Below are 25,521 nucleotides of genomic sequence, written 5' to 3'. Positions count from 1 at the left end.
TTTGTTTCTGCAAGTTATTCCAGCCAGCCCTTTTCCCTGAAATACCTGCTTGCACCGGGGTGCAGCGGCGCCGACAGACCGACACCGATCATCTGGGCCGGTTGCAGTGAGGTCAATGAGGGGTGCATACGGATAAACTGCTCGAAGTGGTCGAATACGGCTTTGGTCAGTTCATAAATCACCGGCTCCGGCACCGAGGCATGGGTCACCAGGTTGGCACTAACCTCAAAGGTGTGTATCTCTTCTTCGGTCCCTCGGTATTGCCCACCGGCAAGGGTGACAGGACGGTAGTAGCTGTGCTCGGCGACCAGTTTTTCGACCACCGCATCGCTTATTGACACCAGGTTTACCTCACAGGCACTGGCGGCTTCTCTGATAGAGCCGTTGGGATGACCGACCACGTAGACGAAAGCATCAATGCGGTTATTGCACAGTGCCTGGCTATGCTCTGCGGGCCTGAGCTCGGATACCTGACCGAAGTCGTCATGGCTCCAGCCATAAGCCTGGAGCAGGGAGTCCATGGTCTCGCGATGGCCCGATCCGGGGTTGCCGATGTTCACCTTTTTACCCTTGAGATCTTCAAAGCTATGAATGTTGGCCTCTTTGCGGGCCACTATGGTGAGGGCTTCACCATGCAAGGCAAAAACGGAGCGCAGCTCCTGATAAGGACCCTGCTCGGCAAAGGGTCCTGTACCCTGGTAGGCCTGATACTCTACATCCGACTGTACCATCCCCAGCTCCAGTTCACCTCGGCGTAGTGACGCTATGTTATGGGGAGAGCCGCCGGTGCTTTCTACCGAGCAGCGGATGCCGTGTTCTGCTCTGCCCTGATTGACCAGTCTGCAGATGGCACCACCGGTCGGGTAATAAACCCCGGTCATGCCGCCGGTGCCCATGGTGATAAACACGGGTTCGGCGGCCATGCCTGCCATCGGTGCGGACAGCGCGGCGAGCAGCCCGAACGTCAGGGCGAGTCGGCGGCTTTGGTTTTTTCTTATCGACATGCAGTCTCCTTATTGCCGGCACAAGGTTACCGGCGAGGCCGGCTTGTGCAGCCAAGTGATTAAAAGATAGCAAAAAGCGAGTGATGGTCTTTGGGCAGCAAGACGGGGAATAAGCGGCGGTCGAGATGTCGGGCCGTGACCGGCCCGACAAGAGAGAACTCAGCGATTGTTGATGGCAGCAATCATGCGGTGCAGGGCTTCATCAAGCATGGCGCGGGAGCAACCGAAGTTGAGCCGGACAAAATCGCTGCCGCCGAACTGGCCGCCGGGTGACAGGCCCACACCGGCCTGCTCGAAAAAGCCGATGGCATCATCCAGCTTCAGCGCACTGATATCCACCCAGGCCAGGTAGGTGGCTTCCGGTGCCAGCACCTTGATGCCGGGTACGTTATTAAGGCGCTCTACCAGCAGGTCCCGGTTCTGGCGCAGATAGACTATCTGGGCGTCCAGCCAGTCGTCGCCGTCCCGATAGGCGGCTTCGGCTGCCACAAAGCCGAGCAGGTTGACGTCGGCCATGATGCCCCGGGCGGCGCGGGTAAAGCGGGTGCGCAGCTCTGGGTTGGGGACGATGGCAAAAGAGCAGCACAAACCGGCGATATTGAAGGTCTTGCTGGGCGCCATCAGGATCACACTGCGGCTGGCGGCATCGTCGTCCAGGGCGGCATAAGGTATATGAGGCTTGCCTTCGTCGAGCAGCAGATCGCAGTGAATCTCGTCCGAGCAGACAATCAGGTTATGGCGTTTGGCAATGTCGTTGATGGCCAGCAACTCTTCTCGGGTGTAGATGGTGCCACCCGGATTGTGCGGGTTACAGAACAGCAGCAGCTCGCTGTCTTTGGCCTGCTCTTCCAGCTGCTCCAGATCCAGCAGCCAGCGACCGTCTTTTTCGACCATCTCCACATAGGCGGCTTTGCGGCCATGAAATCCCGGTGCATGCAGAAACGGATAATAAATCGGTTTGGGGGTAAGCACGGCGCTGCCCGGTTCGCTGAAGGTCTGGCAGGCCAGGTTCAGGGCGGGAACGACGCCGGGCATGTACACCAGCCAGTCGGCCTCGATTTTCCAGCCATAGCGGTCGGCCATGCGTTCGATGATCAGTTCGGTCAGCTGTGGGCTGGGCCGACTGTAGCCGAAAATACCGTGTTCCACCCGCTCACTCAATGCCTCGATAACGGCGGGGGGCGCCTTGAATTCGGTATCCGCCACCCACATCGGCAAGATATCGGTGCCTTCGTATTTCAGCCACTTCAGGGCACGGGTAGGGCGGCGGTCTATCCACTGATCAAAATCAAACATCGGGGTTCCTTGTCAAATGCGAGGCCATCAGCATAAGGAAGCCGCTTCGGCCTGGCAAGGTCAAGGTGTAGGAAGAGTCCCCTCACGAACGCTCGGGGTTTCTTTATTCTCGCCACTATTCTCGCTGTTCAATGCTCCTTCATGATCGCCATAATGATGGCGGATCAGGCTGAGCAGCAGGCTGGCGGCAGGGCCCGGTGGCATGGCCCGTGGCAATATCATATGGGTAAAGCGCTTGCGCAGAGCCTGATTTGCCATGGGCAGGCGTTGCAGCAAGCCACCGTCGATCATCGGCGCCACCACTTCCAGCGGTAGCCAGGCAAAGCCGACGCCACGGCGCAGCAGCGACAGGGTGTCGTGCAGATGGTTGATAATCCAGCGTTGTTCCGCCCGTTCCCAGCCTTCTTCCTGCTCGCTACCATCGGCCAGAATCAGCTCCAGCTCGGGGTCGAGTTCATGGGCGGTGACTTCATCGAGGCGGGCGAGGGGATGTTCGGGGGCGCAGACCGGCACATAAACGGTGGTGGCCAAAGGCAGGCTGGTCACACCGGTAAAGGCGCGGCAGGCAAACACCAGATCGGCGGCCTGTTTGCTAACCACGGCCTGGCAGCCAGAAGGCTGGGCTTCAACCAGGTGAATACGGCAGCCTCGCGAGCGGGGAGAAAAATCCGCCAGCGCCTGATACAGGGGCTGACGGGGGAGTGACGCTTCTACCACGATGCGCAGAATCGGCTCCCAGCCACTGGCCAGCACGCCGGCGAGCAGCTCGAGTTCTTCTATGCCCTGGGTCAGCTTGCGTGAACGGCGTAAAAAAACCTCACCTTCCGGAGTCAGATAGGCCTTGCGGCCCCTGACTTCCAGCAGTGGTACACCCAGCCCCTGCTGGAGCTTGGCTACGGCGTGGTTGAGTGACGACTGGCTTTTACTGAGTTTTTCCGCAGCCTGGGCATAACCACCACAGTCGACGACCGCTTGAAAAATTCGCCATTGCTCTACCGTGCTCTTGGGACGATACATGGTTGTTGCCTCATCCTTTTGGCAATGGGGTCAAGCTGTTATGACCCCGGAGTTAACGAATCCGTAAGCTTAGTTCTAGACGAAATTATGTCACCTGTCAGCTTATTGTCTGGCGCGCGGGCGGATTTTGTCCGGCTGGGCATCGAGCGACTGGCCGCTGATATGCTGGCTGTCGCTTCCCATCAGATACAGATAGAGGGGGATGATTTCTTGCGGGGTACGCAGGGTAGCCGGATCTTCACCGGGGTAGGCCTGGGCCCGCATGCCGGTGCGGGTGGCGCCCGGATTGATGCAGTTCACGCGCACCGTGGTGTTGTCCAGCTCGTCGGCCAGCACTTCCATCATGCCTTCGGTGGCAAACTTTGATACCGCATAGCTGCCCCAGTAGGCCCGACCCTGCTTGCCCACACCCGAGCTGGTATAGACGATGGAGGAGTTGGGAGTGGCTTTCAGCAGCGGCAACAGCGCCTGGGTCATCAGGAACTGGGATTTGACGTTGATCTGCATCACCTTGTCCCAGTCGTCTTCCCCGATCATCTCGAAGGGACCGAGCACGGCCAGATGACCGGCGTTGAACAGCACCCCGTCCAGACGGCCGAATTGCTGCTTCAGGGTCTCGGCCATGTCCAGATAATGCTGTTTTGTCGCGCCCTGCAAATCCAGCGGAATAATTGCCGGCTCGGGGCTGCCCTGGGCCAGCAGTTCATCGTAGACCGCTTCCAGTTTTTTCACGGTTCTGCCCAGCAGAATGACGGTGGCGCCATGAGCGCCATAGCTCAGGGCTGCCTCGCGGCCGATGCCGTCGCCGGCACCGGTGATCAGAATCACCTTGTCGTTGAGTAAGTCGGGGGATGCATGATAGTCGAGCATGTGCCTGTGTTCTCGCAGAAAAAATCTAAGTATTCAGATCAAACCAGACTCTGGGCACGGATGCCAGCTTCGAAAGCCAAAAGTTGGCAGGAAAAGTGGAAAGGAAAAGTCCTGGCGGTAAAAAGCTCGTTGGTGTTCGCCATGAGGGCTTTTACAATGGGGGTCGAATTAGGTCTCAAGGAAATCTCATGCTGGAATTTTTATACGAATATGGCCTGTTCATGGCCAAGAGTCTGACCTGGGTGCTGGCCATCGGCGCGGTGGTGGCACTGGTCTCCGGAGCTGCCATGCGACAAAAGCGGGGTGACGATCGGCTGGAGGTCGAGGATATCGGCGCCGGGTTGCGCCGGCAGCAGCAACGGTTGCAACTGGCCACGGCGGCGAACGACGGTGAACGCAAGGAACTCAAGCAGCAATTCAAGCAGCAGGCCAAGGCCGAGAAAAAAACGGCGGACAAGGGCCCTCGGCTTTATGTGCTCGATTTCAAGGGCAGCATGGATGCCCATGAGGTGAGCGGCCTCAGCCGGGAAATCACCGGACTGCTGCAGCTGGCTCGCGAAGGGGACGAAGTGCTGCTGAATCTGGAGTCTGGCGGCGGCGTGGTGCATGGTTATGGCCTGGGGGCCGCCGAGCTGGCACGACTCAAGGCGAAGGGTCTGCATCTTACCGTGGCGGTAGACAAGGTGGCCGCCAGTGGCGGTTACATGATGGCCTGTGTCGCCGAGCGCATTATCGCGGCGCCCTTTGCCATCGTCGGCTCCATCGGCGTGGTGGCGCAGTTGCCCAACTTCAATAAATTCCTCAAGAACAAAGACATCGACATCGAGCTGCATACCGCAGGCCAGTACAAGCGCACCCTGACCCTGTTCGGCGAGAACGACGATGAAGGTCGCGCCAAGTTCCGCGAAGAGCTGGAGGTCATTCACCACAGATTCAAGGACTTTATCGCCGAAAACCGACCTCAGCTTGCACTGGACAAGGTGGCCACCGGTGAACACTGGCTGGCGACCGACGCCCGAGAGCTGGGGCTGGTGGACGAACTGATGACCAGCAGCGACTATCTGCTGGCGCAAAGTGCCGACAAACGGATAATCCGCCTGCATTATCATCCGAAACAGACTATCAAAGACAAGCTGGGCAAGGCGGTGGAAGCGGGCGTCAGCCGGGGACTGATGAAGCTGGTGGAAGCGGGACAACGCCCCTTCGGCTGATTAAGTTCGGGGAATAGGGAATAGGGAATAGGGATCAGGTTTTGCCGGTCTTCCCCAGTCCCCAATCCCCGGTTTTTAACTACCGCTGGAAGGGGTAGACGGAGCCTAGTTGCAGGATTTGGGTCAGCTCGTCCAGGGCGGCACGAGACTCCAGCAACAAGGCCGGGTCACGCAGGTCGTTCAGGCTCAGGCTGTCGCGGTAATGCCGGTCTACCCACTGGTTGAGCCGGCCAAACAGCGCCTCGTTCATCAGGCAGGCGGGATTGGTGGCCGCATGTTCCGCTTCTGTCATCGCAACCCGCAGCCGCAGGCAGGCAGGGCCGCCGCCGTTACGCATGCTTTGTTTTACATCCATGAAGTGGACTTCCCGAATGGGCGTGTTCAGGGTCAGCAACTTGTCCAGGTAGGCCTTGACGCTGGGAGTGTCGGCGCATTCCGAGGGGGCGATAATCGCCATGTGACCTGGGCGCAGGGTCACTATCTGGGTGTTGAACAGATAGCTTTTCACCGCGTCCAGCACCGGTACTTCTGCGGTGGGCACCTCGATGAAGTGCAGCTCGGTATTGGGTAGCTTGCGGCGGATTTCGTCCAGGGCGGCGGCGGTGTCGAGAAAGGCTTGCTGATGGTAAAACAGCACATTCTGGTTGCCGACCGCGATTACGTCGTTATGGAATACCCCCTGATCGATAACCTCCGGGTTCTGGGCAATGAAAATGGCGGTGTCGTCATTCAGGCCGTGCAAGCGGGCCACGGCGCGAGAGGCTTCCAGGGTCTGGCGGGCTGGATAACGGCGCGGTGCCGGCCGGCTTTGATCGAAGGCGCTGCGGCCATAAACGAACAGCTCAACCCCGGCCTGGCCGTAGTCGGCGCACAGGCGAGTGTGGTTTGCCGCGCCCTCGTCACCGAAATACTCGTTGGTGGGCAGGGCGGAGTGATGGCTGAAATAACGCTCGTCGGCAAAGACTTGACCCAGGATGCGGCCGGTTACTTCGTGTTCTATCGAGCGATGAAACTTGTTGGTCAGGTTGGCCGGGGTAAAGTGAATGCGGCCATCGAGGGTATCGGCGCCGGGTGAGACGGTGGCGGCGTTGGCGGTCCACATGCTGGAAGCGGAGCAACAGGCGGCCAGCAGCACGGGATCTTCGCGAAAGGCTTTTTCCAGCACCTGGGCATCGCTGCCGGTAAAACCCAGCCGACGCAGGGTATGAATATCGGGACGCTCCTGGGGCGCCAGTACGCCCTGTACCAGGCCCAGATCGGTCAGCGCCTTCATTTTCTGCAGGCCCTGTTTGGCCGCCTGTTTGGGGCTGGATGCATCCTGCGCATTGCTTTGAGAGGCTACATTGCCGTAAGACAGGCCGGCGTAGTTATGGGTAGGGCCAACCAGACCGTCAAAGTTAGCTTCAAACTGTACCATTATATTGTCCTTTTAAATGGTGGAAATGACCGAGATAATTCTGCGTTGCGCCATTATATGTGGATTTTTAGAAGAGATGTAACCCGAATTTAACAACAGATTATGCCTTAATCATAACAATGCATAAAAAGCGGTCGAACAGGCAACTTAATCAAAAAAGCGGTTGATTCCTGCAGGTATGAAGGTGTTAATAAGTAAATATAAATTCACTTAACTTTTTTCCGGCCCTAGCCTGGCAAGTTTGCTTTTTACGGCTTTTTCACTTATACAGCCGTCATTACCTTGCCGCCGGACCCCTGAGTGGGGGCCAGACCTTAAGGACTTATACGCGCTTTATGAGCAAATCCCTCGTTATAGTGGAATCGCCCGCCAAGGCAAAAACCATCAACAAATATCTGGGTAAAGACTTCATCGTCAAATCCAGTGTCGGCCATGTGCGTGATCTGCCCACCGCCGGCTCCTCTGCCGCCAAGAAAGCCGGAGGGAAAAAAGCCGACACCAAGCAGCTGAGTCCCGAAGAAAAAGCCCGGCTCAAGCAGCAGAAAGAGCAGAAGGCGCTGATCGCCCGCATGGGAGTCGATCCCAATCATGGCTGGAAGGCGAACTATCAGGTGCTGCCCGGCAAAGAGAAGGTGGTTACCGAATTACAGGCGCTGGCCGAAAAAGCCGACACCATCTATCTGGCAACGGATTTGGACCGCGAGGGGGAGGCGATTGCCTGGCACCTCAAGGAACTTATCGGTGGTGACGATGAGCGTTTCAAGCGGGTGGTATTCAACGAAATCACCAAAACCGCCATTCAGGATGCCTTCAGCCGTCCGTCCGAGCTTAACCAGAACCGGGTGAATGCCCAGCAGGCACGCCGTTTTCTGGACAGAGTAGTGGGCTATATGGTTTCGCCCCTGCTGTGGAAAAAAGTGGCTCGTGGCCTGTCTGCCGGTCGGGTACAGTCGGTAGCGGTACGTCTGCTGGTAGAGAAAGAACGTGAAATCAAGGCGTTCGTGCCGGAAGAATACTGGGACATTCAGGCCAGTCTGAGTAACGAAGACAAACTGGCGTTGTCGATGGCGGTGGCCAAATACCAGGGCAAGGAATTCCGCCCGGACAACGAAGCCCAGACCATGGCCGCAGTCGATGCGCTCAAGGCGAGCCGCTTCGAGGTTATCTCGCGGGATGACAAGCCGACCCAGAGCAAGCCGCCGGCGCCCTTTATTACCTCGACCCTGCAGCAGGCGGCAAGTACCCGGCTGAGCTTCGGTGTCAAGCGCACCATGATGCTGGCCCAGCGCCTCTACGAGGCGGGTTACATCACCTACATGCGAACCGACTCGACCAACCTGAGTCAGGAAGCGGTGTCCGGGGTACGTGAATTTATTCAGGAACAGTACGGCCCGAATTATCTGCCCGAAAATCCGAATGTCTATAGCGCCAAGGCCAATGCGCAGGAAGCACACGAAGCGATTCGTCCTTCCGATGTGGCCTTGTCTGCCGACAAACTTGATGGCATGGAAGCGGATGCCAAGCGGCTGTACGACCTCATCTGGCGCCAGTTTGTGGCCTGTCAGATGGTGCCGGCCCTGTACGACAGCAGCACCATTACCGTGCGTGCCGGCGACTACGATCTCAAGGCCCGTGGCCGCATCCTGCGTTTTGCCGGTTGGACCAAGGTACAGGCGGCCGCGCAGGGCCGCAAAGGCGAAGATACGGTATTGCCCGCCGTACAGGCAGGCGAGGTGCTTACGCTCGAACAACTCGATCCCAAGCAGCACTTTACCAAGCCACCGGCGCGCTTTACCGAAGCGGCGCTGGTGCGCGAGCTGGAAAAGCGCGGCATCGGCCGGCCTTCCACCTATGCGTCCATCATTTCCACCATTCAGGACCGGGGCTACGTCAAGGTTGAAAGCCGCCGCTTCTATGCGGAAAAAATGGGCGAGATCGTTGCCGATCGGCTGCAGGAAAGCTTTGCCGAGCTGATGAACTACGACTTTACCGCCCAGATGGAAAGCAAGCTGGATGAAATTGCCGGCGGTAGTCTCAACTGGACTCAGGTGCTGGACGCCTTCTATGCGGAATTCAGCGAAGATCTGGAAAAGGCCGAGCGCCCGGTAGACGAGGGCGGCATGCGCGCCAATGAAATGGTGCTGACCGACATCGACTGCCCGACCTGTGGCCGCAAGATGGGTATTCGTACCGCCAGTACCGGGGTGTTTCTCGGTTGCTCCGGCTATGCGTTACCGCCCAAGGAGCGCTGCAAGCAGACCATCAACCTGATCCCTGGTGATGAGTTCGTGCTGGCCAACGACGAAGAGGCGGAAACCGATGCCCTGCGTGCCAAGCACCGTTGTGACAAGTGCGGTACCGCCATGGACGCTTATCTTATCGATGACAAGCGCAAACTGCATGTGTGCGGTCAGAACCCGGATTGTGACGGCTACGAGCTGGAGCAGGGTCAATTCAAGCTGAAAGGCTATGAAGGCCCGGTGATCGACTGTGATCGCTGCAGCGCCGAGATGCAGCTGAAAAACGGCCGCTTCGGCAAGTACATGGCCTGTACCAACGAGGAATGCAAGAATACCCGCAAGATCCTCAAGAACGGCGAGGTAGCGCCACCCAAGGAAGATCCGGTGCATCTGCCCGAACTGCCCTGTACCCAGTCTGACGCCTACTTCGTGCTGCGTGACGGTGCGGCGGGTATTTTCATGGCGGCCAGCAACTTTCCCAAATCGAGGGAAACCCGGGCTCCACTGGTGGAAGAGCTGGTGCAGTTCAAGGACAGACTGCCGCCCAAGTTCCTGTATCTGGCCGAGGCGCCGACCCAGGATCCTGAAGGCAACAAGGCTGTTGTACGCTTTAGTCGTAAAAACAAGGAACAATATGTCATGACCGAGGTCAATAAGAAAGCGACCGGCTGGACGGCACATTATGTTGACGGCAAATGGCAGCAAAGCCAGAAGGGAAAATAACCGCGATCCGGGCCGGCAGGTAAGCGCTGGCCCGGGCAAGTCGGGTTATTGCAATATAATGAAAGAGTGCAGCACGATGAAACAGGGACGTTAATTCAACGCAGGCATGCCTGCTAATGGAGACTGAATATGGATATTCATGACATCAGGCCGGGCATGATCTGTCACACGCCGGACGGCTCCGGTTACGTGCTGGAAGTCGATATCAACAATCAGCTGGTCTTGTTACAGCGCGAAGACGAGACAATTCCCTTCCAGGTTCATGTCAGCGAACTGCTGGAAGAAAGAAGCTGAGTTCATTGCAAGACCATTAACTTACTGATCCATCAACATCAGGATAGCGGCCAGATCGGGCCGCCATCTGTATTGCTCCATCGACACCCGGTCTCCTTTCAGTAATATCCCCTCTGCCTGCAATCGTTGCCGTTGCTCATGCCAGCCATCACTGCCCCTGGGCAGGCTGATGCGGCCATTGGCGGCCACCACCCGGTGCCAGGGCAGCATTGAGGTATCTTCGGTACGCAGAATGCGTCCGACCAGCCGGGCTCGTCCCGGCAGGCCGGCCAAGTCCGCCAGTTGCCCGTAACTGACCACCAGCCCCGGGGGAACCAGGGCAAGCAGGGTCAATACTCTATAGTGGTTGTCGGTCATGGATCAGTCTGCGGCCAGCGCCATGCCTTCTCGCCGGGGATCGGCGGCGGCACTGAGATGGCCCCCGTGCAGCATGATGCCGTGCAGGCCGGAGTTGAGCTCGGTCAGACGGGTGTCAAAGCCGAGCTGTGCCATGGCCGTTTGCAACGCCAGGTTTCTCCCAGCCGGCTCCATTTCCAATACCCCGCCGCGATGCAGCACATGGGGTTGATGCAGCGCTTCCTGCAGATTCATGCCCCAGTCGAGCACGTTGATCAGGCTGTGCAGTACATAGCCGATGATACTGCTACCGCCGGGGGAGCCAATCACCAGCAAAGGCTTGTTCTGATGCAGCACTATGGTGGGCGACATGGAAGAGCGGGGCCGCTTGCCTGGCTCCAGCCGGTTGGCGACCGGTATACCATTCAGGCTGGGGCTGAAGGCAAAGTCGGTCAGCTCGTTGTTGAGCAGAAAACCCTGCACCATCAGGCGGGAGCCGAAGCCGTTTTCTATGGTCGAGGTCATGGACAGGGCATTGCCTTCGGCATCGACGATGCTGATGTGCGAGGTGGACGGGAACTCGGGGGACTGGTCGGGCGCCCGGTGGCCGAGAGAGGGCACCGGTGTGCCGGGGCTCACCTGTGGCAGGGCGACGGAGCCTTCGCTGATAAGCTTTGCCCGACCGGCAAGATAGTCGGGGGCAAGCAGCTCGGCCACCGGTACCGGGACAAAGTCGCTGTCGGCGGCATAAAAATGACGGTCGGCAAAGGCCAGACGCGAGGCATCGGCAATCCACCTCCAGCTGTCGGGAGAATTGGGTCCTGCCGTGGCCAGACTGACATGCGACAAGATGCCGAGTATCTGCCCCAGGGCCAGGGTGCCGGAGCTAGGCGGCCCCATGCCGCAAATCCGGTATTGACGATAGGGGGCACAGAGCGGCGCGCGTTCCTTGACCCGGTAATCGGCCAGGTCGGTCAGGCTCAGGTGGCCGGCCGGGCTGGCCTGACGTACCTTGTCGACCATGGCGGTGGCGAGCTGGCCCTGATAAAACGCCGAGGGACCCTCAGTGCTGATCCGGCTTAGTGCTGCGGCCAGCAGGGAGTTGGTTTTTGTGCTGCCGGCCTGCAGGGGGCGGCCTTTGTCATCGAAGAAATATCGACGGCTGTCGGGGTCCCGTGACAGATAGTCCTGGTCTTCCGCGACCAGCCGAGCCAGACGCGGTGATACGGTAAAACCGTTCAAAGCCAGGGTGATAGCGGGTTTGAACAGTTCGCGCCAGGGTAGGATACCGAAGCGTTGATGCGCCTGCCACATCAGCATAACGGTGCCGGGCGTGCCCACCGACTGCCCGCCGACCACGGCGTCGAAGAAGGCCTGTGGCTGACCCTCTTCATCAAGAAACAGATCGTCCGCTGCCGCCATAGGGGCCGTTTCCCGACCGTCCAGGGTGGTTAGCCGGGCCTGCTCTTGTTGCCAGTACACCAGAAAGGCGCCGCCACCGATGCCCGAGGATTGGGGTTCAACCAGAGTCAGCACCGCCTGGGCCGCGATCATGGCATCGACCGCACTGCCGCCTTGTTGCAGCATCTGTTGTGCCGCCCGGCTGGCATAGGGATTGGCCGTGACCACCATGGCCTTGTCGGCGGTGACCAGCGGCTTGTTACGCCAGCCGGTGGCTGCCTCCGGTGCCGGCGTATTAGTAGGCGTGTGCATGGGCGCACTGGTGTCGGCCCGAGCATGATACAGGGTGAGGGGAGCCAGCAAGATGAACGTCAGTAAAAGCAGGGGCATGGGAGTCACTCCATAGAACAGGATGTCTGCAAGCTTAGCCAGTTCTGATTGAGCGGCCAAGGTATCAATCCGTTAAAAAATGTTCAACATGCTGAAAATTAAAGCGAATAAACCCGGCGCCATAAAAATGACTTGTATTGTCTGGTGGTCTGTCTATAATGCGCAGCCATCGGAAGGCAGCAACTGCGGTTCGATGCACCAGTTTTAAAGCGGGAATAGCTCGGTTGTTAGAGCACAATCTTGCTGAAGTTGAAAGAGGGTCGCTCGCGGCACCTTACACGGCTTCACAGGAATACAGCAGTAAAAACCAGTAAAAGATTAAGCGGGAATAGCTCAGCTGGTAGAGCACAACCTTGCCAAGGTTGGGGTCGCGAGTTCGAATCTCGTTTCCCGCTCCAAATTTTGCAAAGGCGCGTTAGCAAAGCGGTTATGCAGCGGATTGCAAATCCGTTCAGTCCGGTTCGACTCCGGAACGCGCCTCCATATTCTTCGTTGTATCCTCGTTTCTTATTTCCTCTCGTTAAGCCATTCAGAATCTACCTTAATATACCAGTTACCTTTTTTGTCCTGAAAATTCTGTCTTCTATCCTGATGTTCGCTGTGTCGTCCACCTGTTAGCCAACCCAGTTTTTGCTGTGGCTTAAAAGAAGCGTCCGGAAGCTCGACCCCCCAGTGTCCACGCTCTCCCTGATCGGACAAAAATTGCTGGCAGGAGGGCGGATAATAGAGACGCCCTTTCATGATCAGTCGGGTGCTTTGTGGCATCAGCTTCTGGAGCATGAGACGTTCACGGATCTGCGGATGTTGACTGAGTCTGAGCTGATGATGGAGCATATGCTCGACTTTGTGTCGTAACTTGTCGCGAGTATTTATGCCGCAGGCCTGATCGTAGGCGTCATTCGGGTTGCTTATCAGGTAGAATTTGACCGCCAGCTCCCAGTGTTCGATACGCTGTGACTGCTGATCCCAGACGATAAAATCGAAGGCACCCAGGGTGGTGCCGTCGATCACCTGCTGCCAGTTATGGGCCAACAGTTGAAAACGGGAGTGGTCGAGCAAAAAAAAGTGCCAAAGTGCTTCGAAATACAGGCCGAGGCGGCGATAAGGTCGGCAATGGGCGTGAAGCACCTCGGGAGCGGCATCCAGTTCGAACAACCGCGATTGGTATTCGGCGAGTAGTTGCCGGTACCATTCATTATCGGGTGCCAGCGGTGAGCTTTGCAGCAGGTTGGGGCTGGCCAGCGCCCAGGCCAGATCCCGCACCACCGGGTCGGTCAGCTGCGTTAATAAAGGGCGGAGTGAATCGCTCATCAAGGGAACCTTTTGTTTTACAATGGGCCAAAGTCACGCGATGGAGTCAGCATGAACAATCTGGAACTCGAACGGCTGCTGAACAGGCAGCTCAACGTAGCAGCCATCAAGGATTATTGTCCGAATGGCCTGCAAGTGGAAGGCAAAACCGAGGTGAAGCATCTGGTGACCGGCGTTACCGCCAGCCAGGCGCTGATCGATCACGCCATCGAAGTGGGCGCAGACGCCCTGCTGGTGCATCACGGTTATTTCTGGAAAGGGGAAGACGAGCGGGTGCGCGGCATCAAGCGCCTGCGGCTCAAGGCCCTGCTCAGCCATGATATCAACCTTTATGCCTATCACCTGCCGCTGGACATTGCCCCCGAGCTCGGCAATAACGCCCGGCTGGCAGCCTTGCTGGGGATCCGGGTCGAAGGCCCGCTCGAACCGGACAATGCGCTTTCGGTGTCGATGAGGGGCGAGTTGGATCCCCCGCTCAGCGGCGTTGAGCTGAGCGAGCGGCTGCAACAACGACTGGGCCGGTCAGTATTGCATGTGGGTGATCAGGGTCCGGCGCTGATCCGTCGGGTGGGCTGGTGTACCGGCGGTGGTCAGGGGTATATCGATCTTGCCGCCGACCAGGGCATGGACGCCTTTATCAGTGGTGAGGTGTCGGAGCAAACCGTGCATGTGGCGCGAGAGCGGGGAATACACTTTTTTGCCGCCGGCCATCACGCGACCGAGCGCTATGGTATCAAGGCGCTTGGTGAATGGCTGGCGCGGGAGCTGGGACTACAGGTCAGCTTCGTCGATCTCGACAATCCAGCTTAGGTAGTAAAAGACGCAGGCATAAAAAATACCAGGGTACATGAATACCCTGGTTTCGCAGCAGCCACACAGGCTTAAAACGGTTGTCGTTACTAACACTAGCAATGAAAAAACAATGAAATGGCAGTCAATAAAACAGCAACGAGATGAGTGACAAATGAGTCGTACGCGGTGTTGAACTGATGTTAACATGAAGTTAATTTGCTGCAAGTGTTTTTTCGCGGACCATGTTTTTTCGTAGACCATGTTTTCAAAGATCATGTTTTCGAAGATCATGTTTGCGCAGAAAATGTGAAAAGACGAACCAGACGGTTAAGGGTGAGAGATAAAAGATGGTAGATGAGAGACTGAATGTCTTGTTGGTAGAGGATACGGCCTCCCTGGCGGCGCTGTATCAGGCCTATTTGCAGGATGAGCCGCTGTCGTTGACGGTGGTCAGCAATGGTCAGAAGGCGCTGGAACATATTCGGCGGCAACCACCTGATATTCTGTTGCTTGATTTGATCTTGCCCGACATGCCCGGCATGGAAATCCTGCAGTGGCTACATCGGGAGCAGCCAAATGTCACCACCATAGTGATAACGGCCCATGGATCGGTTGATGTGGCGGTGGATGCCATGCGCCTGGGTGCCCACGACTTTATCAACAAGCCAGTCGAGGCCGAGCGGCTCAAGGTGACGCTACATAACACTATGAAGTTTCGCCAGCTCAACCAGCTGGTGGACCGCTATCGTCACGAAATCGAACGGGAGCCCTTTCAGGGGTTTATCGGTGCCAGCCTGCCGATGCAGAAGGTGTACCGCCTGATTGAGAACGCCGCGCCCAGTACCGCGACTGTTTTCGTTACCGGTGAAAGCGGTACCGGCAAGGAAGTCTGCGCCGAGGCGCTGCATCAGCTAAGTGGCCGCAGCGAGGGTCCCTTTATCGCCCTGAACTGTGCCGCCATTCCCAAGGATCTGATGGAAAGCGAGTTGTTTGGCCATATCAAGGGGGCCTTTACCGGTGCCCTGCAGGACCGGGACGGCGCCGTGATCCGGGCCGATGGCGGTACCCTGTTCATGGATGAAATCTGCGAAATGGATCTTGAGCTGCAGAGCAAGCTGCTGCGTTTCCTGCAGAGCGGGCTGATACAGCCGGTGGGCAGTTCCCAGCAGATCAAGGTCGACGTTCGCATCGTCTGTGCCACCAACCGGGATCCGCTGGTCGAGGTGGAGCAGGGTCGTTTTCGGGAAGATCTCTATTACCGCCTGCATGTGATCCCCATCCATCTTCCACCGCTGCGGGAACGGGGAGGCGATGTGATCAGCATCGCCAACGCCCTGGTACGTCAGGCGTCCCGGGAAGAAAACAAGTCGTTTGTCGGCCTGTCGGAGGCCACCAAAGACCGGCTGCAGGGCTACCACTGGCCGGGTAATGTGCGTCAGCTGCAAAACGTGATCCGTAATGCGGTGGTGCTGCATCAGGGCGAATGGATAGAGCAGGAGATGCTGCCGGCCCCTCTGGATACCCCGCATGCGCAGAGCTCAACTGCTCAGCGAGTGACCGATGCCATGCCGGCCCCCATAGTGCCGTTATCGGTGATCGAACGGCAGGCGATAGAAAGGGCCATCAGCCATTGCCAGGGCAATGTTTCCCGGGCCGCCGCCCTGCTGGAAGTCAGCCCTTCCACCATTTACCGCAAGCTGCAGAGCTGGGACAACAACTGATGGCCGACTGGCAACGCCTGCAGGCACGGCTCCCCTTGCTCGATCAGCATCAGTTACAGCGGATGGAGGGAGAGCTGCGGGCCGAGGTGCTGACACGATTGCTGCGGCTCTTTGTTGAGGATGGCCGAACGCAGGGGGAGGCTCTGGAAGGGGCCTTTGCCGAACGGGATTATGCTTTGATGGCTCGCTGTTGCCATAGCCTGAAATCGGCCTGTGGCAGTTACGGCGCCCTGCGCTGTCAGTATCTGAGCGAAAAACTGGAACAGTCCTGCCATGAGCGGGATGACATTCAGGTGGAAAACCGGATGCGGGCATGGCAGCAAGCGCTGGAAGAAACCCTGCAGCAACTCGAAACCCGGCTGAATGCCGGATAGCAGGCAAAAAAATGGCCAACCCAAAGGGTTGGCCGAACTTCAGCGAGAGCTGAAGAGAGCACGGGATAAAAACAACTGCTGTTATATATGAAATAATCGTGCCAACTTTTCAAATGCAGTCATGACAGGGGTTTCCCATTCTCTCGGTTAAAATGTGAGCCAAGCATATTGCGAAAAATATTCCTTTTGCAATGTCTCGACTCTCATATTGAGAATGTTCACGCCTCACGCCTCACGCCTCACGCCTCACGCCTCACGCCTCACGCCAAAACAGTGAGCTCCCCCAGAGAATCCGGGTCGCTTTCATATTCTTCTTGATTTGAAGTTACGTTTGTACCTAAGGTGGTAGCAGAAAACCGAAAAACGTCAAAAACTCCGAGTCTGGTGGACCTACGTTGACCCAGGTCAATAAGGTTGCCAGACCGTTCAGCCACCGGCTGTAAGGGTTGGGAGAGAAATGTCCCTGCCTCCCGTATTTGGAAAGGTGTTTATGTTTGAATTACAGGATGCGTTTGCGCGCAAGTTCCAGTATTTGCGGCTGTCGGTCACCGATGTCTGCAACTTCAAGTGCAATTACTGTCTGCCGGACGGCTATCGACCCGATGGCCGCAAGTCATTTCTGACTCTGGACGAAATCCGCCGCCTGACCCGGACTTTTGCCGCCATGGGTACCAGCAAGGTGCGTATTACCGGCGGCGAGCCCTCGTTGCGCAAGGATTTTACCGACATCATCGAGACCGTGGCGGCGACGCCCGGTATCCAGAAGGTGGCCATGACCACCAATGGTTATCGCATGGCGAAGCAGGCGGCAGACTGGCGTCGTGCCGGCCTGACCGCCATCAACGTCAGCGTCGACAGCCTGGACCCACGCATGTTTCACCAGATCACGGGCCAGAACCGTTTTCATGAGGTGATGGCGGGCATCGATGCCGCCTTCGATGCCGGCTTCGAACAGGTCAAGGTCAACGCGGTGCTGATGCGGGGTCTCAACGACGGCGATCTCGGCCGTTTTCTTGAATGGATCAAGGATAATCCCATTCAGCTGCGCTTTATCGAGCTGATGCAGACCGGCGAAATGGACGACTTGTTCAACCGTCACCATGTGCGCGGCGCCCTTATCAAGGAGCAGTTGCTGCAACAGGGCTGGCAGCAAAAGCTGCGCGCCCATAACGACGGCCCGGCCGAAGTGTTCTGGCATCCGGATTACAGAGGCGAAATCGGCCTGATCATGCCCTATGCCAAGGACTTCTGCGCCAGTTGCAATCGTTTGCGGGTCTCGTCGCTGGGCAAGCTGCACCTGTGCCTGTTCGGGGACTACGGCGTGGACCTGCGCGATCTGCTGGCCGAAGACGGACAGCAGGCGGCGCTGCAGCTACGGTTGCGGGAAGCCCTGGCAGACAAGAAAGCCACCCACTTTCTCCATCAGGGCCATACCGGCATGACGCCGCATCTGGCCTCCATCGGCGGCTGACCGCCGGTGCCCTGAGTGAGTAACACTCTATTCATATTTTTTCCTGATTGAGAAAGAGGATTTCATGAGCCATGCCGATACGGCCTTTGTGCCTTTGAACATAGCGGTGCTTACCGTTTCCGACACCCGTAACGAAGACACCGACAGCTCGGGCCGTTATCTGGTCGAAGCGCTGACCGGCGCCGGTCACCGGCTGGCGGAAAAAGTCATTCTCAAGGACGACAAGTACGACATTCGCGCCCTGATTTCCCGCTGGATTGCCAGCGCCGAGGTTCAGGTGGTCATCATCACCGGCGGCACCGGTTTTACCGGCCGTGACACCACGCCCGAGGCGGTGGAACCACTGTTCGACACCCGGATCGACGGTTTCGGCGAGCTGTTCCGTCACATCACCTATCAGGAGCTGGGCACCTCGACCGTGCAGAGCCGGGCCCTCGGTGGCCTGGCTAATCGCACCGCCGTGTTCTGCCTGCCGGGCTCTACCGGTGCCTGCCGTACCGGCTGGAACGGCATTCTGGCCGAGCAGCTCGACGCCCGCCACAAGCCCTGCAACTTCGTCCAGCATCTGGTGACCGCATGAGCGAACTGACCCATATCAACGCCTCGGGCGAGGCCAACATGGTGGACGTTAGCGACAAGGCGGTGACGGTACGCGAGGCCCGGGCCGAAGCCTGGGTGCTGATGGCCGACGAGACCCTGCAGCTGATCCTGAGTGGCCAGCACCACAAGGGTGACGTGTTCGCCACCGCCCGCATCGCCGGCATCATGGCGGCCAAGAAAACCGCCGACTTGATCCCGCTGTGCCATCCGCTAGCGCTGTCCAAGGTGGAAGTACAACTGACGGCAGACGTGGAGCGGGGCGGGGTACAGATCAGCAGTTACTGCAAGCTGTCCGGTCAGACCGGGGTCGAGATGGAAGCACTCACCGCCGCCTCGGTGGCGGCACTGACCATCTATGACATGTGCAAGGCGGTGCAGAAGGACATGCGCATCGAAGGCGTCCGCCTGCTGGAAAAACGCGGCGGAAAATCGGGAGATTTCACAGCATGACGATCAAGGTGGTATTTTTCGCTCAGGTACGCGAATTGGTAGGGCAGGATGAACTGAGCCTGACGGAGGATTACGCCAACGTGGAGTCGCTGCGTCAGGCATTGGTCACCCGGGGAGACAAGTGGGCGCTGGCGCTGGCCAATGACAAATTGCTGGCGGCGGTTAATCACACCATAGTGCCGCTCGACACCCCTGTTAAGTCGGGGGATGAAGTTGCCTTCTTCCCGCCGGTTACCGGAGGTTGAGATGATTCGGATACAAACCGCCGACTTCAGCCTGGGCGACGAATACACCGCCCTCAGCCAGTCGCATCAGACCGGCGCCGTGGTCACCTTTATCGGCAAGGTGCGGGAAATGAACCAGGGCGCGTCGGTCAGCGGCATGACCCTGGAACACTATCCGGGCATGACAGAGCACGCCTTGCAACAGATAGTGGATCAGGCCCACGGCCGCTGGCCGCTGCTGGAATGCCGGGTGATCCATCGTGTCGGGCCCCTGGCGCTGGGCGATCAAATCGTCTTCGTCGGGGTGGCCAGCCAGCACAGAGAGGCGGCCTTCGAGGCCTGTCATTTCATCATGGATTACCTCAAGACCCGGGCGCCGTTCTGGAAGAAAGAACAAACCGATGATGGCGAACGCTGGGTAGAGGCGAAAGACAGCGATACCCAGGCGGCAGAAAAGTGGCACGAGTGATCTGACGTATATTCGTTCCATCCGCTGTCGGCCAAGAGAGCCATCTCCTCCTACACGCCATAAATACCTCCATGTAGGCTCGCAGCGCCATCCTTGGCGCGGCCGGGAAATGCTCCTGCCGTCCATGCATTCCCGCCATCCATGTATATGGACTCCTCCTAGATGACAACCTTTTTGAGCATAAAAAATAAACAGTAGAGTAAGGAGCATGCGTATATACGGACTCTCATTGGGGAGCTACCCCGGTCCCACGGTGTATGCGCACCTTCAGGTCTCTTCGGCGGTACGGCATTTGCTGCACACAAGGATGGTCAGACTGCTGAAGGTCGGTCTTACCTATTTATGTTCACGCTCTTTAGTGGTTGTCGTCTAACTCGGTTAATCGGTATCTAACTAAATGAATTCAACAGCATGCTGCTAGTGGCTGCGGCCCTCGATAGTCTTCACTGTTATGCAGCATCGCCCACGCGGTGCGTACTGTTTTATTGGCCAAGGCGACGGACGCTTTGCCGAACCCTCGTCGTTCTATCAGGGCGTTTATCCATGCTTCTTTGTTATTCGCGGGTCCTCTGCGCTGCACTTCTTTGAGTACCGCTCGTGCGCCTTGCACCAGATTGGCACGTAACCGTCGGTTACCCGATAACTTACCGATTTTACCCAGGACCACCTTGCCACCGGTACTGTGTTGTTTGGGGGTTAATCCTATGCAAGCAGCCGCTTCTCGGCCATTAGCGAAGTTACCCCCATTGTTACCCAGACTGAGATACAAGTTGAGAGCGTTGACTGGGCCGACACCTTCCAGTTTCATGAGCTTTTCACAGATATGATGCTGCTTGATAAGCTGATCACGTCGAACTTCTAACTCAGTGAAGCGGGTGGTGAGTAATTGGTATTCATGCCACAGCTCTGCCAACTCATGACGAAGTGCCATTGGAAGTTCGTTCTCGGCATCTTCCAAGATAAGAGGAAGCGTTTCTCGTAGTGCTTTCAGCCCTCTGGGGATGGTCATACCAAATTCAAAAACAAGAGAGCGGATCAGGTTGCTGGTCGCGGTGCGCTGATCTTGCAGGTGCTCTCGAATTCGCTCGATGCTTTGCAGCCCCTGTTGCTCAACCGTTTTAGGACTGACGGTTTTAAGGCCAGGATGTAACAGTGCAGCCGCAATGGCTTCGGCATCGTTGTGATCCGTTTTATGTCCGACCCGGAAGGCAGCCACTGTTTTAGGAGCGATAATCATGGCTTGATGACCCATACCTTCTGCGGTACGCGCCCAGAAATGTGCCGAGCCGCAGGCTTCCATCACCACCAGGCAAGGCGGATGCTTGCTCAGTAGGGCTATGAGCTTAGCGCGGGTATACGCCTTATTACGAATCGGTTTGTAATTCTTTATCTGACAAGCCTGAAAAGAGTTTTTTGCCAGATCGATAGCAATCGCAGTATGGTGTTTCATGTATGGACTCCTTCAGCGGTGTTGTTGGCAAACTTAACCGTAGCCCTCCAGGGGTGGAGGAGTCCATACATCGGCGGTCCGATGGTCGGCGGAGCAGATCCCTTTGCCTCCTTCAATATTTTCGTTGGCGTCCACAAAAGAAAAACCCTTCATTTTTCTTCTTGGCGTCAAACGGGCTCCTTGCTAGTATGGCCATCTAAATGTCTAAACGTTCAAGCATGCGTTGGTCGTTGCTGTCGTTCTCAAGGAGTTGTCATGCGTCGTACCCTGCTCAAATTGCCCCTGCTGGCCCTGGCTTTCGGTGCCTTTCCGGTACTGGCCGTCGATGCGGATAAAAAAGAAATCGTCATCGGTACTACCGTGGGCGACTTCGCCGATATGGTGACCGAGTCGATCAAACCCCAGCTGGAAGCCCTGGGCTACAAGGTCAAGCTGGTGGAGTTTACCGACTACGTTATGCCCAACCTGGCACTGGCGGAAGGAGCGCTGGACGTCAACTGCTTCCAGCACCAGCCGTATCTCGAGACCTTCAGTAAAGACCGGGGCCTGGAGCTAAGTCCCGTGACCCAGGTACCCACAGGCCCCATGGGGGTGTATGCCGGCAGGCAGGACAGTCTGGAGCAGATAAAGCGCGGCAGCACAGTGGCCATTCCCAACGATCCGACCAACCAGGCGAGGGCGCTGCTGATGCTGGAAGATCTTGGCTGGATCACCCTGCGTGACGATATCGATCCGCTGCGTGCCAGCGAATTCGACGTGGCCGAGAACCTCAAGGGCATCAAGCTGGTGGTGCTGGAAGCGGCGCAATTGCCCCGTTCCCGGCAGGATGTGGACTTCGCGGTGATTAACGGCAACTACGCGGCCTCCAGCGGTATTGCCTTCAGCGAGGGCCTGTTTCTCGAGCGCAGCTACGACTTCATCAACTGGGTGGTGGTGCGCAGTGAAGATAAAGACAAGAGCTTCGTGCAGGACGTGGTAAACGCCTACAACGCCGAGGCCTTCAAGGACTATGCGGTGAAGCGTTTCGAGGGCTACAAGTACCCCGAGAGCTGGGGCCGCTAAGCCTTGAAATATCAGATGCATCGTTCATGGCAGCTTGAGGTTCAGGGCCGTCGGCTGGCGGTCATGGAGTGGGGTGACCCGCAAGGGGTGCCGGTGGTGGCGCTGCACGGCTGGCTCGACAATGCCGCCAGCTTTACCCTGCTGGCCCGGCATTTACCTCATGTACGGCTGATTGCCCTGGATCTGGCCGGGCACGGTCTTTCGGATCACAGACCCGCCGGCCAGCCCTACTATATCTGGGACAATGTGGCCGATGTGCTGGCCTTGCTCGACGAACTGGCACTGGAGCGCGTCGCGCTGCTCGGCCATTCTCTCGGTGCCGGGGTGGCAACCCTGTTTGCCGGCACTTTTCCCGAACGGGTCAGTCGGATGATGTTGATAGACGGCCTGATTCCGCTCGATTATGCCGCCGACCAGTTGCCGGAGCTGATGGCCGAAGCACTGGTGAGAGGTGCGCGCCTGAGTCGCCGTTCACTGCGACCTTATTCCAGCGTCGAGCAGGCGGTACAGGCACGGATGAACGGCCGTTGGCCGGTGAGCAGAGAAGCGGCCGGCTGGCTGCTGGAGCGGGGGTTGCGGCAGCAGCCGGATGGCTGGACCTGGCGAAGCGATCTGGCCTTGACCCAGCCTTCCATCGTTCGCTTGTGCGAGCAGCAGATCACCGCTTTCGTGCGCCGGCTGAGCATGCCGGTGCTGCTGGTCATGGCGGAGCAGGGCATCGGCATCGAGCGGGTCGAAGCATTCCTCGAACTGATGCCGGCGCTGGAACTCAAGGTTCTGGCCGGCGGCCATCATCTGCACCTGGAAGAAAAAGCGGCGGCACAGATTACCGAGTGGATCGGCGAACGGCTGGCCTGAAGCCGAGAGTTAACGGGATCTACCCGAGCCCTGAACCTAGACGATAAACTCCAGAGCAATGCCATCTGTCTCTACCCGTACCACTTTCATCATGAGTGGTGGCAGGGTCTGGTCCCAGTCCGGGTCCAGGACTGTGGCCGCAAACAACATGCCAGTTGAGAAATCCGAAGTGGTGACGGCTTCTACAAAAACACCGTTTTCGGACAGGTTTCTGATGTTACCCTTGACTGGCCCAAAGTGTTTGTTACTCAGGCATATCTTGCAGACCGTTTTACGGCGCGGGTGACTGCGGCGATCTTCCATTAGCCTTTCCCCCCAGTGTATGGGTTTAATGCTTTCCGTTGGCATGAAAAGTGCCTAACGGGTCCCTCGAGTTTCAAGTATAGGCAGGCCCTGAGCACTTGAAGGGAATATCTGTAGAGAAGCAGAAATCCATGCTGTGGATTAACGCAGCCATCATCTGCATCTGGAAGAAGAAGCGGCAGGGCGTATTGCCGTGTGGATCGGTGAGTGGCTGGCCTAAAGCAATGAATCCTGAGGAGGGGTCTCCTGCTGGACGAGTTCCAGCTCCAGCTGTTTCTTGCGGACGGCGGCCAACACCCGGCGCTTGCGATCCTGGCACAGGCGAATGACCTCGCGCTTTTGCCCCGAGGTAAACTGCAGCCAGTTGAAACGTTCGTCCCGGCTGCGAAAGCAGCCCTTGCAGTAGCCTCTGTTATTGACCTGACAGACGCCGATACAGGGGCTGGGTACCTCGAAAAACTCCAGTTGCTCCATTTGTTCCCTCCCAACTCTCCCTAAATGGAGCATATTTCACCGTTTTCGGCAAGTGACTTGCGTCCAGTCTTTTGTCTAAATAAACATAGAGAATATGGCTTTCGAGCGATGATGAGACAATCGGACAAAGGGCCCGCTCAGTCGACTCGCCGTGAGACGTGCCACTCACCACTTTAGCCTGCTGCGAACATTCACTGGATGTTCGGTCAGACTAAAGCAGTTCGTCACGGCAGCAAGCTGCCCCCTCTAAGCTCAGCCGGCCATCCTTGGCGCAGATGGTCGGCTGAGCAGATCCCTTTGTCCTCCTTGATATGCTGGAGTCGCCTGTTTTTGCCGCCTGCAGTTAACTCGAATGCCAAGAAGAGGTGGCAGGGATTGCCTCAGCCGACCGTCAAATGCCAGGGATGGCATTTGTTGAGCGATACAGGGAGGTACTCGCAGCGTGTCGGAGGAGGCAACCCTGTTCCTCTTTATGCAGCACGCCTACAGCCAGTCCCTCATCCGGTACCAGGCCATGGCCAGCACCAGTGCCGGGGTGCGCAGTAGTCGACCTCCGGGAAAGTCGTGGTGCGGAATTTTTCCGAACAGATCGAAGCGCTCGGCGCTGCCGGCAATGGCATCGGCCATCAGGCTGCCGGCCATGCCGGTGAGGGCGATGCCGTGGCCGGAAAAACCCTGGGCAAAATAAACGTTGCCGTTCAGGCGTCCGAAGTGGGGCGCCCGGTTCATGGTGATGCCCACATAGCCGCCCCAGGTGTATTGCTGTTTCACGTCCTTGAGCTGGGGGAACACTTGACGCAGTCGCTGGCCCATGGCGCCGGCCAGGTTGAGCGGATCCAGCCGGGAATAGCTGACCCGGCCGCCGAATAGCAAGCGGGTGTCGGCACTGAGCCGGAAGTAGTCGAGCACGAAGTTGATGTCGGCTACCGCCATGTTGTTCTGGATAAGCGCTTGGGCCCGTTCGGCACCGAGCGGTTCGGTGGCGGTGATATAGGTGCCCACCGGCATGATCTTGCGCTCTATGTCGGGGGCTATGCCTTCCAGATAGGCGTTGCCGCACAGCAACAGATGACGACAGCGCACCCGGCCTCGGGTCGTGTGGGCCACGGGCGTGGCGCCTTGTTCGATGCGGGTGACGGCCGTCTGCTCATAAAACTGCGCGCCTGCCTGTTGGGCCGCCTGTACCAGCCCCAGAGTGTAGTTGAGCGGATGCACATGGCCGCTGTTGGGATCATAGAGACCGCCCAGATAAGACTCGGTGGCCATTTGTTCCTGTACCTGATTCTTGCTCCACAGTTGCAGGCTGTCGTAGCCGAAGTGACGGCGCAGATCCTCGGCCCAGCCTTCCAGCTCGGTCATGTGGCGGGGCTTGACCGCCGCATGCAGGTGGCCGTCGGCCAGATCGCAGTCGATGGCATGGGTCTTTATGCGCTGGCGCATCTGGGTCATGGCTTCAAGCGAGATGTCCCACAGGGCCCGGCTGGCGTCCTGGCCGACCATGTTGGTGAGTTTGGACTGATCACAGGCGTAGCCGAAAATCATCTGGCCGCCGCTGCGTCCGGAGGCGCCCCAGCCGACCTGGTGGGCTTCAAGCACCACCACCTTGTAGCCTTTCTGCGTCAGCGACAGCGCCGCAGAGGCGCCGGTGATACCGGCGCCGACGATACACACGTCCACATCCAGGTCTTGCTCCAGCGGCGGGTAGCTCAGGGACAGATTGAGGGAGGCGGCATAGTAGGAATCGGCGTGCTGTTGCATAAGGG

The 25,521-nt window shown here is 57.8% G+C and carries 25 protein-coding genes, 2 tRNA genes and 1 riboswitch; of the genes, 15 read left to right on the top strand and 12 right to left on the bottom strand.

All coding sequences use genetic code 11. The annotated features are described in order from the left end of the window. Positions 1 to 14: 14 nt before the first annotated feature. From UN63_RS04125 to UN63_RS04110, 4 genes are all read right to left on the bottom strand, one after another. The gene (locus UN63_RS04125) at positions 15 to 1,004 is read right to left on the bottom strand and encodes a TAXI family TRAP transporter solute-binding subunit (RefSeq protein WP_104485510.1); all 990 of its coding nucleotides are present in this window, start codon (positions 1,002 to 1,004) and stop codon (positions 15 to 17) included. 159 nt (positions 1,005 to 1,163) lie between these two features. Beyond that, positions 1,164 to 2,300, bottom strand: coding sequence for a MalY/PatB family protein (locus UN63_RS04120; RefSeq protein WP_104485509.1), 1,137 nt, complete (start codon positions 2,298 to 2,300; stop codon positions 1,164 to 1,166). 60 nt (positions 2,301 to 2,360) lie between these two features. Next, positions 2,361 to 3,317 carry a LysR family transcriptional regulator gene (locus tag UN63_RS04115; protein ID WP_104485508.1) on the bottom strand — a complete coding sequence of 319 codons (957 nt, stop codon included), beginning with the start codon at positions 3,315 to 3,317 and terminating at the stop codon, positions 2,361 to 2,363. 102 nt (positions 3,318 to 3,419) lie between these two features. Then, positions 3,420 to 4,187, bottom strand: a complete 768-nt coding sequence (locus UN63_RS04110; protein ID WP_104485507.1) for a YciK family oxidoreductase — start codon at positions 4,185 to 4,187, stop codon at positions 3,420 to 3,422. 191 nt (positions 4,188 to 4,378) lie between these two features. Here UN63_RS04110 and sohB point away from each other — a divergent pair, with 191 nt between their 5' ends. Beyond that, complete coding sequence (gene sohB / locus UN63_RS04105; RefSeq protein WP_181068172.1) at positions 4,379 to 5,398, top strand: protease SohB; 1,020 nt, start codon at positions 4,379 to 4,381, stop codon at positions 5,396 to 5,398. Between the two features lie 79 nt (positions 5,399 to 5,477). On the opposite strand, the gene astB is transcribed toward sohB, so the two are convergent. Then, positions 5,478 to 6,815, bottom strand: coding sequence for an N-succinylarginine dihydrolase (gene astB / locus UN63_RS04100; protein WP_104485505.1), 1,338 nt, complete (start codon positions 6,813 to 6,815; stop codon positions 5,478 to 5,480). 335 nt (positions 6,816 to 7,150) lie between these two features. Between astB and topA the strand changes: the two genes are divergently transcribed. Continuing rightward, entirely contained in the window at positions 7,151 to 9,778 is a 2,628-nt protein-coding gene (gene topA / locus UN63_RS04095) for a type I DNA topoisomerase (protein WP_104485504.1), read from the top strand. 129 nt (positions 9,779 to 9,907) lie between these two features. Next, positions 9,908 to 10,072, top strand: coding sequence for a hypothetical protein (locus tag UN63_RS17040; RefSeq protein ID WP_181068169.1), 165 nt, complete (start codon positions 9,908 to 9,910; stop codon positions 10,070 to 10,072). Positions 10,073 to 10,093: 21 nt separating this feature from the next. Here UN63_RS17040 and UN63_RS04090 read toward each other — a convergent pair whose 3' ends face one another. Together UN63_RS04090 and ggt are read right to left on the bottom strand one after the other, a co-directional pair. Continuing rightward, positions 10,094 to 10,429 (bottom strand): MGMT family protein, encoded by a 336-nt coding sequence (locus UN63_RS04090; protein ID WP_104485503.1) that lies wholly within the window; start codon positions 10,427 to 10,429, stop codon positions 10,094 to 10,096. A gap of 3 nt (positions 10,430 to 10,432) precedes the next feature. Next, positions 10,433 to 12,199 carry a gamma-glutamyltransferase gene (ggt, locus tag UN63_RS04085; protein ID WP_104485502.1) on the bottom strand — a complete coding sequence of 589 codons (1,767 nt, stop codon included), beginning with the start codon at positions 12,197 to 12,199 and terminating at the stop codon, positions 10,433 to 10,435. Between the two features lie 322 nt (positions 12,200 to 12,521). Between ggt and UN63_RS04080 the strand changes: the two genes are divergently transcribed. Both UN63_RS04080 and UN63_RS04075 read left to right on the top strand, forming a co-directional pair. Beyond that, positions 12,522 to 12,597: transfer RNA gene (locus UN63_RS04080), tRNA-Gly, on the top strand. Between the two features lie 11 nt (positions 12,598 to 12,608). Further along, positions 12,609 to 12,682 (top strand) — tRNA-Cys (locus UN63_RS04075). Positions 12,683 to 12,706: 24 nt separating this feature from the next. Here UN63_RS04075 and UN63_RS04070 read toward each other — a convergent pair. Next, positions 12,707 to 13,510 carry a DUF1853 family protein gene (locus tag UN63_RS04070; RefSeq protein ID WP_104485501.1) on the bottom strand — a complete coding sequence of 268 codons (804 nt, stop codon included), beginning with the start codon at positions 13,508 to 13,510 and terminating at the stop codon, positions 12,707 to 12,709. 51 nt (positions 13,511 to 13,561) lie between these two features. Here UN63_RS04070 and UN63_RS04065 point away from each other — a divergent pair, with 51 nt between their 5' ends. From UN63_RS04065 to moaE, 8 genes are all read left to right on the top strand, one after another. Then, positions 13,562 to 14,320, top strand: a complete 759-nt coding sequence (locus tag UN63_RS04065) for a Nif3-like dinuclear metal center hexameric protein (protein WP_104485500.1) — start codon at positions 13,562 to 13,564, stop codon at positions 14,318 to 14,320. Positions 14,321 to 14,649: 329 nt separating this feature from the next. After that, positions 14,650 to 16,023, top strand: a complete 1,374-nt coding sequence (locus UN63_RS04060) for a sigma-54-dependent transcriptional regulator (protein ID WP_104485499.1) — start codon at positions 14,650 to 14,652, stop codon at positions 16,021 to 16,023. Next, on the top strand, positions 16,023 to 16,397 hold the full coding sequence (locus UN63_RS04055) for an Hpt domain-containing protein (RefSeq protein WP_104485498.1): 375 nt from the start codon (positions 16,023 to 16,025) through the stop codon (positions 16,395 to 16,397). Before UN63_RS04060 ends, UN63_RS04055 begins: the two co-directional genes overlap by 1 nt. 361 nt (positions 16,398 to 16,758) lie before the next feature. Then, positions 16,759 to 16,900: riboswitch (molybdenum cofactor riboswitch) on the top strand. Next, entirely contained in the window at positions 16,888 to 17,868 is a 981-nt protein-coding gene (gene moaA / locus UN63_RS04050) for a GTP 3',8-cyclase MoaA (RefSeq protein ID WP_104485497.1), read from the top strand. It overlaps the preceding riboswitch by 13 nt. 64 nt (positions 17,869 to 17,932) lie before the next feature. After that, entirely contained in the window at positions 17,933 to 18,448 is a 516-nt protein-coding gene (moaB, locus tag UN63_RS04045; protein WP_104485496.1) for a molybdenum cofactor biosynthesis protein B, read from the top strand. Further along, a complete protein-coding gene (moaC, locus tag UN63_RS04040; protein WP_104485495.1) occupies positions 18,445 to 18,918 on the top strand; it encodes a cyclic pyranopterin monophosphate synthase MoaC in 474 nt (157 codons plus the stop codon). Before moaB ends, moaC begins: the two co-directional genes overlap by 4 nt. Continuing rightward, positions 18,915 to 19,163, top strand: a complete 249-nt coding sequence (gene moaD / locus UN63_RS04035) for a molybdopterin synthase sulfur carrier subunit (RefSeq protein ID WP_104485494.1) — start codon at positions 18,915 to 18,917, stop codon at positions 19,161 to 19,163. Before moaC ends, moaD begins: the two co-directional genes overlap by 4 nt. 1 nt (position 19,164) lies before the next feature. Next, the gene (moaE, locus tag UN63_RS04030) at positions 19,165 to 19,611 is read left to right on the top strand and encodes a molybdopterin synthase catalytic subunit MoaE (protein WP_104485493.1); all 447 of its coding nucleotides are present in this window, start codon (positions 19,165 to 19,167) and stop codon (positions 19,609 to 19,611) included. 403 nt (positions 19,612 to 20,014) lie between these two features. Here the strand turns inward: moaE and UN63_RS04025 are convergent, their stop codons facing one another. Further along, positions 20,015 to 21,061 carry an IS110 family RNA-guided transposase gene (locus UN63_RS04025; RefSeq protein ID WP_104485492.1) on the bottom strand — a complete coding sequence of 349 codons (1,047 nt, stop codon included), beginning with the start codon at positions 21,059 to 21,061 and terminating at the stop codon, positions 20,015 to 20,017. 255 nt (positions 21,062 to 21,316) lie between these two features. Here UN63_RS04025 and UN63_RS04020 point away from each other — a divergent pair, with 255 nt between their 5' ends. Next, positions 21,317 to 22,123, top strand: a complete 807-nt coding sequence (locus UN63_RS04020; protein WP_104485491.1) for a MetQ/NlpA family ABC transporter substrate-binding protein — start codon at positions 21,317 to 21,319, stop codon at positions 22,121 to 22,123. Between the two features lie 15 nt (positions 22,124 to 22,138). Further along, complete coding sequence (locus tag UN63_RS04015) at positions 22,139 to 22,981, top strand: alpha/beta fold hydrolase (RefSeq protein WP_104485490.1); 843 nt, start codon at positions 22,139 to 22,141, stop codon at positions 22,979 to 22,981. Between the two features lie 36 nt (positions 22,982 to 23,017). Here the strand turns inward: UN63_RS04015 and UN63_RS04010 are convergent, their stop codons facing one another. The 3 genes from UN63_RS04010 to UN63_RS04000 all read right to left on the bottom strand — a co-directional run bounded on the left by UN63_RS04010 (position 23,018) and on the right by UN63_RS04000 (position 25,516). Then, positions 23,018 to 23,284 carry a PilZ domain-containing protein gene (locus tag UN63_RS04010; RefSeq protein ID WP_104485489.1) on the bottom strand — a complete coding sequence of 89 codons (267 nt, stop codon included), beginning with the start codon at positions 23,282 to 23,284 and terminating at the stop codon, positions 23,018 to 23,020. Positions 23,285 to 23,500: 216 nt separating this feature from the next. Further along, the gene (locus UN63_RS04005) at positions 23,501 to 23,758 is read right to left on the bottom strand and encodes a DUF1289 domain-containing protein (protein ID WP_104485488.1); all 258 of its coding nucleotides are present in this window, start codon (positions 23,756 to 23,758) and stop codon (positions 23,501 to 23,503) included. 483 nt (positions 23,759 to 24,241) lie between these two features. Next, on the bottom strand, positions 24,242 to 25,516 hold the full coding sequence (locus UN63_RS04000; RefSeq protein ID WP_104485487.1) for an NAD(P)/FAD-dependent oxidoreductase: 1,275 nt from the start codon (positions 25,514 to 25,516) through the stop codon (positions 24,242 to 24,244). Positions 25,517 to 25,521 lie beyond the last annotated feature (5 nt).

The organism is Oceanisphaera arctica (genome assembly GCF_002936955.1).
Taxonomy (GTDB): domain Bacteria; phylum Pseudomonadota; class Gammaproteobacteria; order Enterobacterales; family Aeromonadaceae; genus Oceanimonas; species Oceanimonas arctica.
This window is presented reverse-complemented; position numbering and strand designations above follow the sequence as displayed.

Bases quoted from the DNA above. Each gene is read 5' to 3' on its own strand.
- UN63_RS04015 (WP_104485490.1), top strand. From the start codon at position 22,139: ATGCATCGTTCATGGCAGCTTGAGGTTCAGGGCCGTCGGCTGGCGGTC.
- UN63_RS17040 (WP_181068169.1), top strand. From the start codon at position 9,908: ATGGATATTCATGACATCAGGCCGGGCATGATCTGTCACACGCCGGAC.
- UN63_RS04025 (WP_104485492.1), bottom strand. From the start codon at position 21,061: ATGAAACACCATACTGCGATTGCTATCGATCTGGCAAAAAACTCTTTT.
- moaE (WP_104485493.1), top strand. From the start codon at position 19,165: ATGATTCGGATACAAACCGCCGACTTCAGCCTGGGCGACGAATACACC.
- UN63_RS04005 (WP_104485488.1), bottom strand. From the start codon at position 23,758: ATGGAGCAACTGGAGTTTTTCGAGGTACCCAGCCCCTGTATCGGCGTC.
- UN63_RS04115 (WP_104485508.1), bottom strand. From the start codon at position 3,317: ATGTATCGTCCCAAGAGCACGGTAGAGCAATGGCGAATTTTTCAAGCG.
- moaD (WP_104485494.1), top strand. From the start codon at position 18,915: ATGACGATCAAGGTGGTATTTTTCGCTCAGGTACGCGAATTGGTAGGG.
- UN63_RS04110 (WP_104485507.1), bottom strand. From the start codon at position 4,187: ATGCTCGACTATCATGCATCCCCCGACTTACTCAACGACAAGGTGATT.
- topA (WP_104485504.1), top strand. From the start codon at position 7,151: ATGAGCAAATCCCTCGTTATAGTGGAATCGCCCGCCAAGGCAAAAACC.
- UN63_RS04000 (WP_104485487.1), bottom strand. From the start codon at position 25,516: ATGCAACAGCACGCCGATTCCTACTATGCCGCCTCCCTCAATCTGTCC.
- moaC (WP_104485495.1), top strand. From the start codon at position 18,445: ATGAGCGAACTGACCCATATCAACGCCTCGGGCGAGGCCAACATGGTG.
- UN63_RS04120 (WP_104485509.1), bottom strand. From the start codon at position 2,300: ATGTTTGATTTTGATCAGTGGATAGACCGCCGCCCTACCCGTGCCCTG.
- ggt (WP_104485502.1), bottom strand. From the start codon at position 12,199: ATGCCCCTGCTTTTACTGACGTTCATCTTGCTGGCTCCCCTCACCCTG.
- UN63_RS04060 (WP_104485499.1), top strand. From the start codon at position 14,650: ATGGTAGATGAGAGACTGAATGTCTTGTTGGTAGAGGATACGGCCTCC.
- moaB (WP_104485496.1), top strand. From the start codon at position 17,933: ATGAGCCATGCCGATACGGCCTTTGTGCCTTTGAACATAGCGGTGCTT.
- moaA (WP_104485497.1), top strand. From the start codon at position 16,888: ATGTTTGAATTACAGGATGCGTTTGCGCGCAAGTTCCAGTATTTGCGG.
- UN63_RS04010 (WP_104485489.1), bottom strand. From the start codon at position 23,284: ATGGAAGATCGCCGCAGTCACCCGCGCCGTAAAACGGTCTGCAAGATA.
- UN63_RS04070 (WP_104485501.1), bottom strand. From the start codon at position 13,510: ATGAGCGATTCACTCCGCCCTTTATTAACGCAGCTGACCGACCCGGTG.
- UN63_RS04125 (WP_104485510.1), bottom strand. From the start codon at position 1,004: ATGTCGATAAGAAAAAACCAAAGCCGCCGACTCGCCCTGACGTTCGGG.
- UN63_RS04020 (WP_104485491.1), top strand. From the start codon at position 21,317: ATGCGTCGTACCCTGCTCAAATTGCCCCTGCTGGCCCTGGCTTTCGGT.
- UN63_RS04055 (WP_104485498.1), top strand. From the start codon at position 16,023: ATGGCCGACTGGCAACGCCTGCAGGCACGGCTCCCCTTGCTCGATCAG.
- astB (WP_104485505.1), bottom strand. From the start codon at position 6,815: ATGGTACAGTTTGAAGCTAACTTTGACGGTCTGGTTGGCCCTACCCAT.
- UN63_RS04065 (WP_104485500.1), top strand. From the start codon at position 13,562: ATGAACAATCTGGAACTCGAACGGCTGCTGAACAGGCAGCTCAACGTA.
- UN63_RS04090 (WP_104485503.1), bottom strand. From the start codon at position 10,429: ATGACCGACAACCACTATAGAGTATTGACCCTGCTTGCCCTGGTTCCC.